The following is an 18,075-nucleotide window of genomic DNA, read 5'->3' as shown; positions in this document are numbered from 1 at the left end:
TCATTCCTTTGGTAAAATATCAATTGCATCAGCCTTTATATATAAAGACTCATCCGTGTTAGGAACTAATTGTCTAGCACCACCCTTCCCATACTTTGGATAAGCCTCAGTGAATGGTTCTAGATCAGGCCCTTTACCCCCATGACTTCTAGGCACTTCCACTCTTGGAACACCTGAGCCATCATATAATTGCAAAGTATCAAACTTGATACGTAATCGTCCATCACTCCATGACTTATCTGGATCATTCATCGTCACATGTTTTGGCGCTCGAATCTGGAATGCCTCTGTAACCTGATTTCCTGTATCTAATTTATCAAAACCGAAATATGACAGTCGAGCTTCTCCCGTATTAATTGCATCTTGGCCGTATTTATATAATGAGCCATCATCATTTAAATATCTATCATACCTATACCCAGTACTCGGCAATGTCGAGTCGGGGCCACTTGGGCCAACATAAAAATCGGGTTTACTTTGGCCAACACTCGGTGGTGCTTCCGGCCCACCTTGCAAGCTTGGGCTGGATTTACCATCAATATTATTCGGCCCATTTTCTTTTACATTCTTCAACCCCAGCGGATCCACCCAACCAATCGGGTTGGGGGCGTACTGGTAGTTGTTGAGCCCGCCAGCCAAGCCTATCGGGTCGGGGGTGATAAATCTACCCGTTTCAGGCTGGTAGTAGCGGTGCCGGTTGTAGTGCAGACCGGTCTCGGCATCAAAATATTGCCCTTGAAAACGCAGCGGCGTCGCCACTTCCGCTATCTCTTCCCGCCACACATTGCCATAGGCGCGATAGCGCACCTGCCAGGCAGTCGCTCCATTGCCACGAGTCAGCGCCAGCGGGGTACCGAGGTGGTCAAGCTGGTAGTGGAATACCTCTGCATCCGTCCCTTCACCTTCCAACTGCACCAATGGCTTGAAGCTGCCCGGCTCATAGATAAAGCTGCGGTATTGCTCGTCGGTACGACGTTTATCATCACCAAGCTGATAACTGCTTTCGGCAATCAGGTTGTTGGCCTGCCACAAGAATTCGGTGACAAGTTCGCCGTTTTCTCTACCCACCGTCTTGCGAATACGGCGGCCAAAGGCGTCGTAGTCATAACGGGCCGTGGTGCCATCCGGCAGTTCAGCCCTGACTAGCTGATGCTGGCAGTCGTAGTGATAGCGGGTAACCAGTGACTGGCCTTTGCCCCGTCGCTCGATGGCCAATCGGCCAAATTCGTCGTACTCAAAATGGCGATCGCCACTCAACAGCAGCCGGTTACCCTGGGTGCGGGCCCCATCAAACTGGCCACCCAGCGTCTGGCTCAACAGGTTGCCAGCCGGATCGTGCAAGAACCGCTCGGTCAGTTCACCACGCACCTCCAGCAAGCGGTCCAGCGGGTCGTAGCGGTAGTGCTGCTCCCCTTGCACGCTGTCATTGATCTGCAGCAGATTGCCGGTGTGGTCATAGCCGTAACGCCGCTCACGGGCGACCTGCTTGCCCCGTTGCAGTCGCAGCGCAGTCAGCCGCCCCTGCTCGTCATATTCGTATTGCTGGGTCAGCGCCCCCTGGCTGCGGCGCAGCTCCAGTCCGCCCACCCTCTGGTGGCGAGTCAGCTCGTCGCCGTTCAGATCAATCCCGCTTAGCTCGCCATGCAGGTAGTGGTAAGCCAGCTGGTTGCCATCAGGCAGCTGCCAGTGGGCCAACCGCCCCATGGCATCATGCTTGAAATAGCTGGAAGCCCAGCCCTGATGCTCGGCCAGCAGATTGCCTGCAGCATCGTATTCAAAGGTGAGCGGCCAGGCGCCATCATCCACCTGAGTCAACTGACCGTACTGGTCATAGCTGAACTGGATTTCACGGCCATCGGGCAAGGTTTTTGTAAGCAGCCGCCCCATGGGGTCTCGCTCATAGCGGGTGACCAGCTCGGTCTCCTGCTTGCCGAACTCGACCTTCTCGCTCAGGTGGCCGTTAAGGTCGTAGCGATAAGCGGTGGTGCGGCCATCAAAGCCGGTTTCCCGCGCGACCAGGCCATTGGGGAAGTAGTGGATGCGGTGCTGTTCGCCATGCTCGTTCTCAATCTCGCTCAAGAAGAGCTTGGCATTATCGTAGCGATACTTGAGTTCACTGCCATCGGGGTTGATGCGGCGGCTTACCAGATGCAGGCCGGGGTGATATTCGTAGCGGGTCTCGCGGCCCAGCTCGTCCCACTCGGCCGTCACCTTGCCGTAGGCGTTATATTCGAAGCGGCGGATGCCACCACCAGGCAGATGCACGGCTTGCAAGCGATCGGCCGCATTCCATTCATAACGGGTAATCGCGCCACGCGGGTCGCGCCGTACTATCTGGCGACCCCGCTCGTCATAGCGCCAGCGGGTCACGCCACCGTTGGCACCCTTCTCCTCAATCAGCTGCCCAAGGCGGTTCCAGCCCAGTTCGATGCGGCTGCCATCGGGTTGCACCACGGTGCTGAGCTTGCCTTGCGCGTTATAGCTGTAGCGAGTCTCCCGGCCAAGGGGATCCCGTCTTGCAATCACATCCCCTTGCTCGTTGCGTTCAAAACGCCACTCACGATCCCCCTGCACCACCTTGCGAACCCGACCATCCCAATAGTGATAGGCGGTCTGACTGCCATCGGGAGCAATCTCGCACTCCAGCAAGCCCGCTTCGTCATAGTGGTAACGGGTTTCGCCCCCCAGCGCATCGCGGGCCAGCACTTTCTGACCCTTGTCGTTATAGACAAACTCGCTGACCGCGCCGTCGGGATCTTGCTGGCGGATCAGCCGGGCGTTGCTGTCATGCTGGTACACCTCCTGACTGCCATCAGCATTGCTGACTGTCACTTCACCCTTGTCATCATCCCAGGTGTAACTGACATCAAAACGGGCAACATCACTCCAGTGGCGAACCGCGCGCGCCAGCTTCCCTTCCCGCTCCCATTCCCAGAAAAAACCTGCGCCGCCCGCCAGTCGGCGCTCCAGGATCACCCCATCAGGGCGATAGCGGTAACGTTCGCACTCACCGGCCCCGTTTTCAGCCACCACCAAGTGCCCTGCATCGTCATAGTAATAACGTTGCAAGGTCGCTTCTGGCTGCCAGTTAATACCATCAAAATGCTGCAATTCGACAGCGGTCAGATATGCCTTTTGATAGACAATGCGAAGAGCCAGACCGCCCTCGTTTTCTATCCAGCAGGGGCGCCCCTGCTCATCGGCGCGGATAGTAAGCCGGTTGCCATAAAGATCCGACATGGCCGTCAGACGGCCTGTCTTGCCATGCCAGGTGAAATGCAGGAAGGGCGATCCCGCCTTGGCTACTATCACCTCGTCAGGCTCATCCCCCAGATAAACGGCCGCCTCTGACAACTGGTTGGTGATCATGGGTCTGGTTGCCGAGGGCATCGGCAACTCGATAGCAAGAGACTCTTGGTCCCACCAGGTCAGGCTATCACCGTGACGTTCGAGCCGATGGGCCAGCGCATGACTCCACCCCGCCCCCATGCCACAGGAACGCTCAACAGCTGACGTGCGATAGAGGCGACCAAAGGTAAACGGCAGCATGCCCGGTAGATGGGCATCCTCCAGCGCCAGCAACTCCTCGCCGGTGACCATGGACACAGGGCAGTTGTTCTTGCAGGTTTTAAATTCCGGCTGGCTGGCATGGCCAGCAGCGTTGGTCGCGGGTTTAGAGGCATCTGAAGTACCACCAACCTGCTCGATGGTGGTGTGTGACTTGTGCCTACGGGTCTCGGCCGTCGCTTTTTCTACAAGCGTCGGAGCTTCTCTGTCGATCAGCTTCAGATCGGCTTTTTTAAGCGGATTCAACGGCGCCACACCAGTCACCAACACCGGCTTGGCTACATCGATATGAGCTACCAGGTTGTGCTTTTTTGACATGGTGATCAAGGTTGTCGCCAGCTTGGTCATCCGCGCCTGCTGCTTGGCCGCCCTGGTTATGGTGGTCACCGCCTTGGTACCATAGCGGACGGCAATCCCGGCGCCACCGGTCAATACTACCCCAACCAACACATCAAACAGCACAGTGACCACCGCCTGGGTACCAAACTCCACCAGTTCATCCGGGGGGAGCATCTTGATCCAGCTCACCAGGGCATAAACATAGAGATAGAGCAGCGCCTCATCTTGAAGCACCAGCATGGCGCTCTCGATCTTCTCCACCCCCACTTGTGCCACATCGGCCGCTTTCACCCCGAACTCAAGCAGCTTCTCGGCATTACCCAGTGGATCAGCCAACAAATCATACAGGCCGGTTAAATCGTCCCATACCGAGGCAAGCGCCCCGCCAATCCCCCGCAACACCCCGGCGGCAACCGCAACACCACCACCGCCATTGCGTTGATAATTAACCCATGCTGATTGATGGGTCGAGGCCCACTCGCGCTCCAACCAGGCAGCCAAATCAGCCTGCACCGTCTGGTATGAGCTAAATAACCCGTCCAGATCGCTCTTCTTCACATTGGGATAGAAGGTCACCTGATAGGACTGGCCCGGAGTCAGCTTACCGACTTCAGCAATCCCCTTGGCATCCAGGGTTCCCTCCTTCGCGACCCCCTCACTGACAAAACGCCCACGAACCATCTTGCCCGCTTCCACCTTGTAGGGGGTGTTACCGATAGGAATAAAGCGCACGGATTCAAACAGATGGACCAGCCGCAAGGTGCCGCTCAACGGGCACTGCGTGACCACGGATTGCGCCTTCTTGCTGCTTGATGAGGCTTTTATCGTCTTGTCACCAACCTTGATGGTCTGCTCCATGTCCATACCGAGCATGTCGCCCAGAAAGAAACTCTCGGCATCCTTGCGGTACTCAGTCAGGGCATTACGATAATCGGCGATCACCTGGGTGAAGACGGCCTGGCCGGCATTACTCATGCTTGAACCTCGTTGAGCAGCGCCGCTTCCAGCGCTGGAAATAGATCGATATCAGGGGATGGACTACGGGAAATGAAACGGGCGATTTTGCACCTGAGATTGGCCTCGGGAAAAGACCAGTAAAGCTGGCCATTCTGATCTGCCAACTGTTGCATCAGGTTGTTGATAAGGGGACCTGTATCTTGCCCAGCCAACGCGGCTGCGATAGCGGAAGGAAGTTCCCACCAGGGAAACGGACGTGCAGCGCAGGGCTCCGATAGACCCCATGAAAATGCATTGCCCTGGCACCACATCGCATCCAGCTCAGGCAACAGCGTCGTCATGCCATCACCAAGCTGTGAGGCGATGGCAGACATATACACACCATCCCAATAGCGAAAGAACACGGCGTCCCCCTGATGCCAGACCTGGGTCAGCCCCTGAAAATGACCATAGAGGGTGCCAACAGGTTGCGCTGTCGCCAGAATAAATCCCCAATCGCGAGCATCGGTCGTCTCTGCCCATTCGATAAAAGGACTCTCCTTGTCCAGCGCGACCAGATAGGGCATCACGGGGAGCCAGTCGTGATAGGGGGTACCGAGATAGAGTCCGCGCGGTGTATGACTGCCATCAAGCTGGTAGTAGTGCTGCAAGGGCGCCGCATCACTGGCCCCTGCCAGTACGGCATAGAGTGGGCTAGTTTGCTCAGCCACCCACTCTGCAAGCGACATAGCCTCAGATTTCACAGCCGCCCTCCTTGCACTTCTCACACTCCTCACAGAAAGGTGCGGCACTCTTCATGGTCGCAAGCTGGGCAGGACTGAGCGGCACTTTGGGTATGGGGGGAACACTCACCCCCAAGGGGCCCAGGGGGGATTTACCGGCCCACCCCGACCCAGAACCGGCACTGCCGCCCGAGTTCATCTTGATAGTCGGGCCGACCATAGTGACGCCACCGCCATCGACCTTGATAAAGCAGCCGCCGACCTTGACGGTGATCTCACTGCCAGCCTCCAGCACCACCTTGGCACCGGCCTTGACGTGTACTTCCTGTCCCGCCTGGGTCAGCCAGCTATCTCCCAGCTTCTGGTGCATGGAGGCATCGACGGTGAGGGAATAGTCCGCCTTGATGTGGTCGCGTTTCTCGCCCTCCACCGTCAGGTGGTCGTTGGCCTTGATGCGGGTCACCCGCTCGTTGTCGATGTCGGTGTGCTGGTCGTGCTTGATGTGCCAAGCCGCATCGTTCTCGATTAGCACATTCAGGTCTTTCTGACCGTGGATGTAAATCTCTTCCTGCCCCGCCTGGTCTTCAAAACGCAGTTCGTTGAAGCCCTCGCCCTGATGGGTCTCGGTGCGCAGCACGGTACGCGTCTTGTTGGCGGGCAGCTCGTAAGGCGGCCGGTTGGTGGCGTGGAAGGTGCGGCCGGTGACGATGGGCTGGTCGGGGTCCCCTTCCAAAAAGCTCACTATGACCTCATGGCCGATGCGCGGGATGGCCATCATGCCATACTGGCCACCGGCCCAGCTCTGACTCACCCGTACCCAGCAGGAGCTCTGGTCGTTGGAACTGCCGTAGCGGTCCCACGGGAACTGCAGTTTTACCCGGCCGTGTTCGTCGCAGTAAATCTCTTCGCCCTCGGGGCCCACCACGATGGCGATTTGCGGGCCATCCACCATCGGCTTGTGGGGTGCCTCGGGGCTGCCGATGCGGGCGCGCCAGGTGGTACTCGCTTTCACTACGCCAAATTCGTTGTGGTACACGGTCGGGCCGCTGCCGCCCTCTTCTTCCAGCGCCTGGGGCTGTTCGCCGGTGTGGCGGATATGAACGATTTGCCAGTCGGTGTTGAGGTTGCCGTTCGGATGCTCGGTCAGCAAGAAACTCTGGCCCGGCAAGAGGGCTGCGCTGTTGGACTTGCCACTGCCCGCCACAGCGTCATTGCGCAGGGCATCGAGCCGGTGCTGGGCAAAGGCCTTGCCACTGCCGTCCTGCTTGTAGCGGCCCGGATAGTCAAAATGCTGGTAAGTGTCGCGCTGGTGCTCGAGCTCTGCCCCCATTTTCTTCTGGGAGAGACCATAAGCCGGGGTTTTAAAGCTGTAGTCCTTGAGCTCTACCTCTGAGGGGCGCACCGACTCGCGGTAGTGGAACTGGCGCACATAGGCCCCCTGTTCCAGCGAGCGGTTGCCGAGGTTGAAGAAGAGCTCGGGGCCAGCTGTTAATGCCGCCGCATCGTCGGCAAACACGATACGGTGCTTGCCTGCTTCAAACTCGTGGAAGTAGAACAGCCCCTCTTCGGCGGCCAAACGGTTCAAGAAGTCGAGGTCGGTCTCGCGGTACTGAACGCAGTATTCGCGCTGGGCGTGTTCATTTTTCAGGGCAAAGGCGTAGTCGGTGATGCCGTGCTCTTGCAGCAAAATGGAGAGGATTTCGTCAGGCTTTTGCGCCTGGAAGATACGGGAGTTCTGGCGCAATCCCAATCGCCACAGGGCAGGTTTGACTTGCAGCTGATAGCGGGTGCGGCGAAAGCCGCTGTCCCCTTGCGCAAAATCGCTCACTACCCCGCATACCCGGCGCTGCAGCTCGCCGTGGTACCACACCAGCAGCTCGCAGGGCTGGTCCAGCACGGCGCCAACGTCGACGTCAGGCTCCGGGCTCGCCAATTCCAATCGCAACTGGAACGGCCCGTTCAGCGCCTCTTCCAGCGCAAACTCGGCCACCACGAAGGTGGTCTCGGGCAAGGCCCCTACCTTGACGGTAAATTGTAATCCTGTGCTGTCTGCCATCGGTGAGCGCCCCTGAGATGTCATGCGGCCCCGCACAATCGGGAGCCATTCAAACTGTGTAAGAGATCCGTCATCGCCCCGGCGTTTCTGACACCATGGCTACCGCACACCCTTGACGGCGTGCGGCAAGACGTGAACTCGTCTTTTTTCTTGTGCCCGCTTGCGCAGAGCAAACAGGCATAAGAAAAAATCGCCGGGATGGAAAAGTGAATAGCAAGCGCGTCAAACACGCAGATGGCAAAAAGGGCACCGCAAGCAGTGCCCTTGTGTATCCCGTTACGCTTCGATCGGGGCGCGCCAGTCGTCAGCACCAGAGGTACCGGCAACGGTGTGCTCCCAGTCAATCTTGCGGTAGGCCAGAGAGACCTGGATAAGCTGGGTGAAGTCAGACTTCGCCGGGTCTTGGCAGTGCGGCATCTGGCAGTCGATGTCAACGATGGTGGCATCGGTCAGCACGGTAGAGAAGAAGTGCTCCTGCTTGCCTTCCACAGAGGTGCGGTACCACTTCAGGGTCACTTTCGGCAGCATTTCGCCGGAAGCCAGGGAGTTGTACATCAGCGGCACGGCTTTGTTCAGCGCAACAGTGAACTTGAACGGCTTGTGGACACGCTGACCAGCAGGCTGGCCGGATTGCGGGTCAGTCGGCACGGTGACAACGTGCTGAAACTCTTGTACCAGCATCTCGTCTTCGTGACCTTGTACGAAGATGTTGCCGACGGAGTCAGAGGTGAAGGCACCGGCAGTGATGTTGCCCTGAGTTTTACCTTCAATGCTGATATAACATGGAGTTGGCATGGGTATGCTCCTAAATAGGTAAGTTAAATGAGATAGCACTCGACCAACCTCTTAGCAGTGACCGTGCCAAAATTTTTTTAATATATAAAACAAATGCTTATCATCAAGCCGCGTGTTACCCTCGTCTACAGACGCGCAATTAGTTGCTCAATTAGAGTATACCACTGCAAAAAGTTGCTCTTTTGGCATTTATAGCCAAATGTGGCGCAACTTATTGCTCAAGGAAGAGCTTAAATCTAAAAAATGCCGCTCTTTTCTGAATTACCCCCAGTTCCCTAGACCCCTTACAACCGAGTGGTTTCCCAAATCGATGCAGCTTGAATGGAACTAACTGAAAATGTGGCGAGCTGATCACCACCACCCCCTTCAAGTCTGCACCATGGGCAAGTCGCTTCACCCCATCACCAACTGGCATCAATACAACAAGTCTCTGATTGACCGTGACTCTCTCACCTTCTGGGTTGATGCAGATGCCGTTGATGCAGATGCCATAGATAACTGGTTTCACCAAGACCATTACGGGCGACGGGGACGTAGCCAGCGCTACACCGACCAGACCATCTGCACCTTTCTGATACTCAAGGGGATTTTAAGCCTCACTCTGCGAGCGACCCAGAGGCTACTCGACGCCTTGTTCGCGTTGATGAATGTGCCGCTGTGTACGCCGGACTATCGCTGTGTCAGCAAGCGGGCCCGCACGGTGAAGGTGGCGTATCGGCAGCCATCTAAAGCGAAGGTTACCGACCTGCTTATCGACTCAACTGGCCTGAAAGTATTTGGCGAAGGCGAGTGGCAAGTCAGAAAACACGGCGCTGAAAAGCGCCGGGTGTAACGGTCACTTGGGGCTGGGGAAGCTGCATTCTTACGGCTGATTTGGGAAACAACGCCGATCAGGTCTAATCGCTATGTTTTCAGTTAGTTCCATTCAAACCGTATCGATTTGGTAAACAGCGCCGATTAGCTCATAAACGAAGCCTTTTTCATGTCTATTTCAATTAGTTGCTGCTAAAGTTCTTGTGTATGAGCCATGACTTGGCAATATTGGCTTGGATGAATTAACAGAAATGCTTTTGAGAAGGACTAACTTGGCTTTATATGAAACTGTAACATATTATTAGGCTGCCTCAGTGTTAATTTTAAGGTGAATTTATGATTGAAAAAGATGAGTTGCTAAAACCTTATTCCCTTGATGTTGCTAGTACGCTAACAGCGTTGAACGCTACCGAAAATGGCTTGGAAAGTAATGAAGCACAACGGCGACTAAAGTTATATGGCCCAAATAAGCTCCCAGAGCCGGAGGGCAAGTCAGCTTTTGTTCGCTTCATTAGCCACTTCAAAGATATGCTGGTCTATGTCCTCCTTGCAGCAGCAATCGCAACCGCATTTCTAGGACACTGGGTTGATACTTGGGTAATTGTCGGGGTCGTCGTCCTTAACGCAATTGTCAGTTTCGTACAGGAAGGGAAAGCAGAGACTGCCTTAGCCGGGATCCGTAATATGCTCTCCTCTCGTGCTCAGGTGCTACGAGACCATAAATGGGATGAAATTAATGCTGATGAGTTGGTGGTTGGCGACATTGTAAGATTGAAATCTGGCGATAGAGTCCCTGCCGACCTCCGCTTAATGGAAGCCACAGGGCTGCGGATAGAAGAGTCGGCACTGACAGGTGAATCGGTACCCGCAGATAAGGGGACTGCGGCGATGGCCACAGACTCTCCGCTTGGTGATCGCTCCTGTATGGCCTATTCAGGCTCAATGGTTTCTGCTGGACGCGGTGTTGGAGTCGTTACGGCAATAGGTGCTTTAACTGAGATTGGTCAAATCAGTCGAATGATCACTGAAGTCGAGACTCTGGATACTCCGTTAACAAAACAGATGGATCGTTTTAGTAAATCCTTGGCATGGGTTGTCCTATCCATGCTGGCGCTAATGCTGATTATTGGTGTGCTGTTCCATGGCCAAGGGATAGCAGAGGTTTTTATGGCTGCAATTGGCTTTGCAGTGGCAGCCATTCCAGAAGGTCTACCCACCATTCTGACCATTACCCTTGCTATAGGTGTTCAGCGTATGGCTCGGCGTAATGCCATCACCCGTAAACTAACCGCTGTCGAAACGCTTGGTGCAATTACTGTTATCTGTTCAGACAAAACCGGTACCTTGACGCGCAATGAAATGACAGCACAGAAAGTGCTCACCCGGTGTGGACAATATGATGTGAGTGGGGATGGATACCAACCGATAGGCGATATAACTATCGCTGATAAGAAAGTAGTTATATCCAATGCCCCATGTTTATCTGCACTGCTAGAAGTGGTGTCTGTTGCCAATGATACTCATGTGATAATGGAGAACGATGAGTGGCGAATCGTAGGTGAACCAACTGAGGCTGCTCTGCGTGTTCTTGGCAATAAAGCATCTTTTGATGCTACTGGCTACGTTCGCCTGGCCGCTATTCCATTTGAATCATCAAACAAATTCATGGCAACCTTAAACGATACGCCGTCTGGTGAACGGAAAATTCTCTTGAAAGGGGCACCGGACCGTCTAATCGAACGCTGTAAAACAGAGCTGAATGCAAATGGAGCAACTGAGGTGATCAACGCCTCATACTGGCATCAGCAAGTTGAAATGTTGGGACGCCAAGGGTTGCGTGTCCTCGCTGCCGCTACATGTGTGGTGCCTTCCAGTAAAAGTACATTAGAGTTGAGTGACCTTGAACAAGAAATGGTTTTTGTCGGTTTGATCGGTATTGTTGATCCACCGAGGCCTGAAGCGATAGCTGCCATCTCAGAATGCCATAAAGCCGGGATTCGGGTAAAAATGATTACTGGAGACCATGCAGATACAGCTAAGGCAATAGGTATTGAGATGGGCATTGGTAATGCCGAGACGATAAAGGTGGTGACTGGTGATCAGCTTGAGGTCGCAAGTGACGAGGAGTTACAACAACTGGCGGGTAGTTGTGATATCTTTGCCAGAACCAGCCCAGAGCATAAGCTTCGCCTTGTAATGGCTCTACAAGCTCGGGGGGAGGTTGTTGCCATGACGGGGGATGGCGTGAATGATGCTCCAGCGCTAAAGCGCGCCGACGTGGGTATCGCTATGGGCATTAAGGGAACTGAAGCCACAAAAGATGCCGCCGATATAGTACTCGCCGATGATAACTTCTCTTCTATTGAAAAAGCGATTGAAGAAGGAAGAACCATTTACGATAACATTCAAAAATCCTTGCTTTTTATTCTGCCAACCAATGGTGCGCAAGGTTTTGTAATGCTCTTTTCAGTTCTGCTCGGATTGACACTTCCTTTGACTCCTGTGCAGATTTTATGGGTTAATATGGTAGTAGCAGTCACTCTGGCACTTGCACTGGCATTTGAGCCCAGTGAGCCTAATTTGATGAGTCGCCCTCCACGTAAACCAGGTACATCAATTATCAGTGCGCCTTTCCTGTTGCGTGTGGCTATAGTATCTACGCTGATCGGCGTTTTAACTATGAGTCTATTTGCATTTGAACTGGCCTCTGGATCATCCGATGCTATCGCTAAAACCATGGCACTCAATGCTCTCGTATTGGCACAAACGTTCTATCTGTTTAATAGTCGGTATATCGAAGTTTCCAGCCTAAGCCTCTCTCGACTCCTTAGCAATAAGGTTGCTTGGTTAATGGTTGGTACGTTACTATTATTGCAAATCGCCTATGTCTATTTACCGATGATGAACAGATGGTTTGGCAGCACACCGTTAAGCATGACTCAATGGGGTATTTGTATCCTGTTCGGCTTCATTGTTTTCCTCATCGTTGAACTTGAAAAGTACATATTTAGAAAATCCAAAAAGGCGTAATGTAGTACTACGATAATAGAAGGGGCGATCAAGTTGGTCGCCCTTTCTGGTAAACTGGCTGTCTATAGTAATCAACTAAATCCGGCCCCCCGGTTAGGCTGATGTTCAGCTTCTGCTGCGGTATCCTGTCATTGTGTTGATGCGGACGCTGCTAGTTGTAGTCATCTATCAGGTAGTAACTGATATCCCGCTTCGCTTCCCGCAGGCTCATGGAGCCCGCAGCCGGGAGCCACTCCGTTTTAAGACTTCTGAACAACCTTTCCATAAGTGCGTAATTCTAACAGTTGCCACGCCGATTCATGCTCTGGGTCATGCGATTTTCCCCCTACATATTTGACGTGTGGCATTATTAAGTTAATATTCAGACTAATCTATATTATTTAACCACTTGACCAAGTATGGATACCTTACTTATAGATAACAGGGCGTGGTTTCCTAAATCAGACATGAGCCACAACTTCCCCAGCCCCAATAAATAGCTACAATTGGGACTTTCTAACAGGCAGACCAAGGGCATTCAGTTTGTTCATCGCACACACGTAGGCCATGATCTCTCCCACTTGTCCGTTGTAGTTACGTAGACTGATTTTTCCCGTCATCAATTGTTTGAACCTATACATCACCGTCTCGGCCAATGAGCGCCGATGATACCCGGACTGCTGCTTCCAGTGAGTCAGCCCCTCCTTGCGCATAACCAGAACCGCTTCATTACGTGGATGCCCCTCTTCCCATAAACGGCATTCTTGCACGGCGGGATACAGGCTGCTGCCCCTTTACGCGAGATAAGCTGATGGCTGGTTTTGCTGTCATAGGCGCCATCCGCATAAACACGCCCCAACTTGCGTCGCAAAGGGCTGAGCAGGGCGTTGCACCCGGGGTTTTAGTCATTACCGCATCGGGTACGGTAAATGGTCAGGCATTCAGCACGACCGCACCGGAGACCATCACCAATGCGGTTGTTACCCACATACAGACCACACCCGCTGCACTCTCATTGACTGTGGGCTCGGGCGAGCCTTACCATAGACGACAGCCTATCAGTATCGACCTGCGCATCCAACGCGGTACGACATAGTGCCGTATCAGCCAATATCAGATGGCATATCAAAAATCACACATAAAGAAAAAGCCCAAGCAATGCAATTGCTTGGGCTTATCATTTGGCGGTGAGGGAGGGATTCGAACCCTCGATACGTTGCCGTATACACACTTTCCAGGCGTGCTCCTTCAGCCACTCGGACACCTCACCAATTTGTTTTAGTCATGAGCTCATGCTTGCCAAGATCATTGCCTGGCATCTACTCGGGCACATCACCAAATTCTGGTCTGTTGTTTAACGTGTTCAGCCAACACAGTGTTCATGGCGCTGTTGCGCTGGAACGGGGCGTAATTTAGGGGAAAGCCCCGCCGGCGTCAACGGCTTTTTTTCCCTGACGAATCGTTCGCACATTTAACGCACAAATCAGTGCACGCATTCCGGCGCGACCTGGAACTCGGGCAGGTTCAGGAAGCCAAGGCGCTCGCATTCGGACACCACTTCATGGGTCGCGGCCGTGGTGCTTTCGACAAACAGCAGGAACTGTTCCACGGAGAGACCCGCCTTGGTAAACACTGTGTGGCCCACGATGAGACGCGGCAGGTTGTCATCAATGATGTCGAGGAACACCTTGAGCGACGGATATTGCATGTTGAGGCGACCCAGTTCGGCCATCAGCGGCAGCAGCGAGGAAGGACGCACTTCCAGCTCGGATGAAAACAGCAGCCCTTCCTCTTCGACAAAGATCCGGCTCTCCTGAATGCCGTCGACGGACTGCAGGGAGACAATGTGGATGCCATGACACTGATCGCAGACATAGTGCTCGATACGAGCCTGCTGCAACCAACGCATTATCATTTCAGAGCTGGGGATATTCATCATTTCCACGACACGATAAGGATCAAGGGGCGCAGTCTAAACCAATTTTCCGGCAACCAAAAGTGCAGTGGCCGGATAAGCTGGGCGCCAGCTTCTTTTTGGCAAGCACTATGCATATACTCAGTTATTCTCGCCCCACCTTCACCCCGCAGAAGGCCTGATGACCATCCAAGAAAAGTACCGCCTGCATCTGAAATCCTTGTCGGATGAACTGCTGGCCCTGCAAAAGCCCATTCGCATTCTGGATGCCATCAAGTGGCCCCGTCATCTCCAGGCCGATTTTCTGGCCAACGGAGGACGCGCACTGCCCGCCATCGATCAGCACTTCTACGATTCCCTGCCCCTCGGCTTCGATCCCCGCAACAAGTATCTTGAACTCAAGGAGTTGCGGGACAGGATCCGGCGCCGGCTGGGCCCTCAGGACGATCTGGGTCGCATACTGCAAGAGACGGTCGATCAGTACATGGTGGTGATCGAGATGCTGCGCCAACGCGGACAGCCTGATTTCTTGCGCTACAGCCAGCTGCTGTACGGCTCGGCCAGTGATCACCTGCGCGGCGATCGCAAGACCCTCAGGGAGCTGGGAGCCCGCTTGTGCGACATCTTCTCCCTGCCTGGTGCCCGCCATCTGGTGCGCCCCTATCCCAAGGAATTTGAAGGGGAAGCGGCGGTCGCCAAGCTGCAGGGCAAACTGTCGAGCTATTTCAGCGATGGCACGGTGCAGGTCAAGCTGAGCGATGGCATCGTCTCGGATGCCGCCGCCGGCAGCGATTACATCAAGCTCAATTCCCACGCCCGTTTCTCCGAGCTGGACCTGCAGGTACTGGAGGTGCACGAAGGCTGGGTGCACGTGGGCACCACCCTCAACGGCCGCCAGCAACCCTACGCCACCTGGCTCAGCGCTGGCTCGCCGCGTATCACCGCCTGTCAGGAGGGGTTGGCGGTCCTGATCGAAACGCTCACCTTCAGCTCCTTTCCGGATCGGGCCAAGCGCATCTCGGATCGCGTGATAGCCATCGACATGGCGGAGCGCGGCGCCGACTTTATCGAGGTGTTCCAGCATTTTGTGGCGCAGGGCACCAGCGAACACGACGCCTACATGATCACCCAGCGGGTGTTTCGCGGCGGCATGGTTGGCGGCGGTGCCTGCTTCACCAAGGATCTCTCCTACGTGCGCGGCTACGTGGAGACGGTCAACTTCATCCGCAGCGCTGTGCTGGAAGGGGTCCCCGAGATCCTGCCCATGCTGTTCGTCGGCAAGGTGACCCTGGACGACATTCCTGTGCTCTATCAGCACTATCTGGAGGGGCTGATCGATGCCCCCCGCTACCTGCCTCCCATGTTTCGCGATCTCACCGGGCTCTACGTCTGGTTCGGCTTCGCCTCGGGCATGTCACTGGTGGACATAGGCCGGGTCCAGCAACATTTTCGCCAGCTGTTCCATCGTCTGCCGGTGGCCGATCCCATCATTGCGCCGGTGGATATCGAGATCGACTGAGTCGTAAACAAACAAGAAGGGCGCCAGATTGGCGCCCTTCTCTCTTATCGCGGCCCGATCACTTGTAGGCCCGCCCTTCCAGATAGTGCTTGCGGCACAACGACACATAGCGATCGTTGCCACCGATTTCCACCTGCTCACCATCCCGCATCACCTGGCCAGCAGCGCTCACCCGGGAGTTCATGTGCGCCTTGTTGCCACACCAGCAGATGCTTTTCAGCTCTTCGAACTTGTCGGCAAGACAGAGCAGATGATAGGAGCCCGGGAACAGCTCCCCCCGAAAGTCGGTCTTGAGGCCGTAGGCCATCACGGGAATATCCTGCTCGTCGACGATGCGCGCCAGTTGGTAAACCTGCTCGCGGGTCAAGAACTGGGCCTCGTCGACGATGAACACATCGATACGCTTCTGGGCATGGCGCGCCTTCACCATCTCGAACAGATCGCAACTGTCACTGAACACATCCACCTTCAGCTCCAATCCCACCCGGGCACTGATCACCCCCACGCCGAAGCGGTCATCAATGGCCGGTGTCATGGCCAGGGGCTGCATGCCCCGCTCCAGATAATTGAAGTGGGCCTGGATGAGCTGGGTGGATTTGCCTGAATTCATGGTGGCAAATTTGTAGTGCAGTGAAGCCATGGTGTTGTTCCGAAACTGAATTTATGGGGCGCATGCTAACCAAAGCCCCTGCCAAAACCAAGGGGCCCGTGGGCCCCTTGTTCTATTTATGCCATAGCTAGCGCTCGATGGCGCCGAGCCTTGCGCAGATGATAACCGGAGAAGATCACAAACCAGAGCCCGCTGACAGTAAAGCCCGCCAGCACGGAATGCATCAGCCCCATGACCAGGTAACCGAGCGCAGCACCGAAGGCGATGGCCAGCGCATAGGGCAGCTGGGTCATCACGTGATCGATGTGATGGCACCCTGCCCCCGTGGCCGACAGGATACTGGTACTCGAGATGGGCGAGCTGTGATCGCCAAACACAGAGCCTGCCAGCACGGCAGCCAGCATGGGCAGCATCAGGCTGATATCACTGGCGGCCGCCATGTCACCGGCCAGCGGCAGCATGATACCGAAGGTGCCCCAGCTGGTGCCGGTGGCAAACGCCATGGCACAGGAGAGGATAAACACCACGGCTGGCAACACTTCGGTCGGCAGGTTGCCGTTGGCCATGGAGGCCAGGTACTTGCCGGTTTCCACGTCGCGTACCACGGCACCGATAGCCCAGGCGAACAGCAATATGTTGATGGCAGGCAGCATGGCCATGACCCCTTGTGGGGCGGCCTTAATCCAGTTATTCGCACCGAGCTTGAGGCGCATGGCCAGACCGATGGAGACCACCAGGCTGCACAGAGCGCCATAGACCAGAGAAGAACCGACGTTGGTATTCTCGAACGAGCCGAGCACGCTGAACGGCAGCCCTTGTTCGCTCAACGCGGCGGCGCCGGAGTGGATCATGAAATAGATGGTGGCAACGGTCAGGGTCAGGATCGGCAATACCATGTCGATCATGCCACCGTTGCTCTCTTCCGGGCTCTCCATATCCAGACCGATGGGGCGGCCCTTGGACTCATCCCACAGCTTGCCTGCCAGCGCCCACTCTTCGTGTTGACGCATGGGGCCGATATCGAGCTGGAACGCAATCACCACCAGCACCATGACCAGGGTGAACACCGCGTAGAGGTTCATCGGGATCATCTCGACAAAGGCAGAGATAGGGCTCTGATCTGTCAGACCGTGCGCCGCCATGATGCCGCCCACCAGGGCAATGATGTAGGCACCCCAGGAGGAGATGGGCATCAGTACGCAGACGGGCGCCGCGGTGGAGTCCAGCAGATAGGCCAGCTTGGCGCGGGAGATCTGGAAGCGGTCGGTGACCGGACGGCAGATGGCCCCCACCGACAGACTGTGGAAGAAGTCATCGATGAAGAAGGCAAACACCATCATGCCGGTGAGCGCCTTGGCCCCCTTACGGGTCTTGGCACGACGCTCAGCCCACTCGGCGAAAGCGCGGGTCGCACCGGAGACGCTCATCAGACTGATGAGGCCGCCCAGCAGCAGCATGAACAGGATCATGTTGACGTTGTCACTATTGAGTGCACCGTCGACCCAGAAGATCTTGAGCACAGTGTTCAACATGTAATGCAGGGAATCGAGCGGAGAAAACTGATTGAGCAACAGACTACCGGCAACAATACCAACGCCCAGCGACACCAGGACGCGGCGTGTGATAATCGCCAGAGCGACGGCCAGTAAAGGGGGAATGACAGACCAACCGGAGTCGGCGTAATGAATGATGTCCATGATCTCTTTACACCTAAAGACAGCAGGTGGAGATCTACCGAGAGGATAAAGAAACAAAACCCATGGGGAGGTTATA

General features: G+C 55.2%; 9 protein-coding genes, 1 tRNA gene and 3 pseudogenes. 3 read left to right on the top strand and 10 right to left on the bottom strand.

From position 1 onward, the window contains the following. The 4 genes from WJM78_RS08130 to hcp1 form a co-directional block, all read right to left on the bottom strand. Positions 1-4,881, bottom strand: coding sequence for an RHS repeat-associated core domain-containing protein (locus WJM78_RS08130; RefSeq protein WP_339015021.1), 4,881 nt, complete (start codon positions 4,879-4,881; stop codon positions 1-3). Continuing rightward, positions 4,878-5,606 (bottom strand): DUF4123 domain-containing protein, encoded by a 729-nt coding sequence (locus WJM78_RS08125; protein WP_339015019.1) that lies wholly within the window; start codon positions 5,604-5,606, stop codon positions 4,878-4,880. The genes WJM78_RS08130 and WJM78_RS08125 overlap by 4 nt, the downstream gene beginning before the upstream one ends. Next, positions 5,596-7,641, bottom strand: coding sequence for a type VI secretion system tip protein TssI/VgrG (tssI, locus tag WJM78_RS08120; protein WP_339015017.1), 2,046 nt, complete (start codon positions 7,639-7,641; stop codon positions 5,596-5,598). Before tssI ends, WJM78_RS08125 begins: the two co-directional genes overlap by 11 nt. Positions 7,642-7,917: 276 nt before the next feature. Then, positions 7,918-8,436: a type VI secretion system effector Hcp1 gene (gene hcp1 / locus WJM78_RS08115; protein ID WP_010634822.1), complete on the bottom strand. Its 519-nt coding sequence runs from the start codon at positions 8,434-8,436 to the stop codon at positions 7,918-7,920. Positions 8,437-8,815: 379 nt separating this feature from the next. Between hcp1 and WJM78_RS08110 the strand changes: the two are divergent. Together WJM78_RS08110 and WJM78_RS08105 are read left to right on the top strand one after the other, a co-directional pair. Next, positions 8,816-9,265, top strand: a pseudogene (locus WJM78_RS08110) (transposase); the annotation flags it as partial. A 320-nt stretch (positions 9,266-9,585) separates the two neighbouring features. Continuing rightward, positions 9,586-12,279 carry a cation-transporting P-type ATPase gene (locus WJM78_RS08105; protein ID WP_339015014.1) on the top strand — a complete coding sequence of 898 codons (2,694 nt, stop codon included), beginning with the start codon at positions 9,586-9,588 and terminating at the stop codon, positions 12,277-12,279. 71 nt (positions 12,280-12,350) lie between these two features. Here the strand turns inward: WJM78_RS08105 and WJM78_RS08100 are convergent. The 4 genes and pseudogenes from WJM78_RS08100 to WJM78_RS08085 form a co-directional block, all read right to left on the bottom strand. After that, a pseudogene (locus WJM78_RS08100) lies at positions 12,351-12,595 on the bottom strand (integrase core domain-containing protein); the annotation flags it as partial. A gap of 163 nt (positions 12,596-12,758) precedes the next feature. Continuing rightward, a pseudogene (locus WJM78_RS08095) lies at positions 12,759-13,141 on the bottom strand (transposase); the annotation flags it as partial. Between the two features lie 299 nt (positions 13,142-13,440). Beyond that, a tRNA-Ser gene (locus tag WJM78_RS08090) sits at positions 13,441-13,528 on the bottom strand. 213 nt (positions 13,529-13,741) lie between these two features. Next, positions 13,742-14,197, bottom strand: coding sequence for a YbjN domain-containing protein (locus tag WJM78_RS08085; RefSeq protein ID WP_339015012.1), 456 nt, complete (start codon positions 14,195-14,197; stop codon positions 13,742-13,744). A 157-nt stretch (positions 14,198-14,354) separates the two neighbouring features. Between WJM78_RS08085 and WJM78_RS08080 the strand changes: the two genes are divergently transcribed. Next, positions 14,355-15,692 carry a flavohemoglobin expression-modulating QEGLA motif protein gene (locus WJM78_RS08080; RefSeq protein ID WP_339015010.1) on the top strand — a complete coding sequence of 446 codons (1,338 nt, stop codon included), beginning with the start codon at positions 14,355-14,357 and terminating at the stop codon, positions 15,690-15,692. Positions 15,693-15,750: 58 nt separating this feature from the next. Here WJM78_RS08080 and WJM78_RS08075 read toward each other — a convergent pair whose 3' ends face one another. After that, positions 15,751-16,332 carry a thymidine kinase gene (locus WJM78_RS08075; RefSeq protein ID WP_042034326.1) on the bottom strand — a complete coding sequence of 194 codons (582 nt, stop codon included), beginning with the start codon at positions 16,330-16,332 and terminating at the stop codon, positions 15,751-15,753. 86 nt (positions 16,333-16,418) lie between these two features. After that, positions 16,419-17,999 carry a Na+/H+ antiporter NhaC family protein gene (locus WJM78_RS08070; RefSeq protein ID WP_042034327.1) on the bottom strand — a complete coding sequence of 527 codons (1,581 nt, stop codon included), beginning with the start codon at positions 17,997-17,999 and terminating at the stop codon, positions 16,419-16,421. Positions 18,000-18,075: the final 76 nt, after the last annotated feature.

It is taken from the genome of Aeromonas popoffii, assembly GCF_037818705.1.
GTDB lineage: Bacteria > Pseudomonadota > Gammaproteobacteria > Enterobacterales > Aeromonadaceae > Aeromonas > Aeromonas popoffii.
Note: the sequence above shows the minus strand (reverse complement) of the source record. Positions and strands in the feature narration are given on the sequence as shown.